At 65.4% G+C, this 648-nt stretch carries 1 protein-coding gene; it reads left to right on the forward strand.

The features are described 5' to 3' along the window. The coding region (locus EOA22_RS36025) for an aminopeptidase P family N-terminal domain-containing protein (protein WP_206521548.1) at positions 1-648 on the forward strand (648 nt) is incomplete at both ends.

A 648-nucleotide genomic window follows, 5' to 3' on the forward strand; every position in this document is an offset into this window, starting at 1 on the left:
GCATCAGGGCGAATATGTCGCCGATCGTTCGGCGCGGCTGAAATGGCTGACCGGCTTCAGCGGCTCGGCCGGCGTCGCCATCGTCCTGCGCGACCGCGCCTTCGTCTTTGTTGACGGGCGCTACACGCTGCAGGTGCGCAGCGAGGTCGATCTCGACGTCTTTTCGATCGAAAGCCTGGTCGACAATCCGCCGGCTGTCTGGCTGAAAGACAATCTTGGCAAGGGCGCACGGCTCGGCTTCGATCCATGGCTGCACACGATCAGCGAGGTCAAGGCGCTGCAGGCCTCAGTCGACAAGAACGGCGCCGTACTGGTGCCGCTCGACAAAAACCCGATCGACATCATCTGGAAGGATCAGCCCGACGCGCCGGTGGCTCCCGTCGAGCTCCACCCGATCGGCTTTGCCGGCGAGCTCGCCAAGGACAAGCTGGCGCGGCTAGCGGCGGCGATCGCCAAGGACGGCGCCACCCATGCGGTGCTGACCGACCCCTCCTCCATCGCCTGGGCCTTCAACATCCGTGGCGGCGACGTGCCGCACACGCCGCTGGCGCTCGGCTTCGCCATCCTCGCCGCCGATGGATCGCACCAGCTTTTCATGGATAAGCGCAAATTCTCGCGCCAGATCGCAGCCTACCTCACCCAGCTCGC

It is taken from the genome of Mesorhizobium sp. M7A.F.Ca.US.014.04.1.1 (assembly GCF_003998745.1).
GTDB classification, from domain to species: domain Bacteria; phylum Pseudomonadota; class Alphaproteobacteria; order Rhizobiales; family Rhizobiaceae; genus Mesorhizobium; species Mesorhizobium ciceri.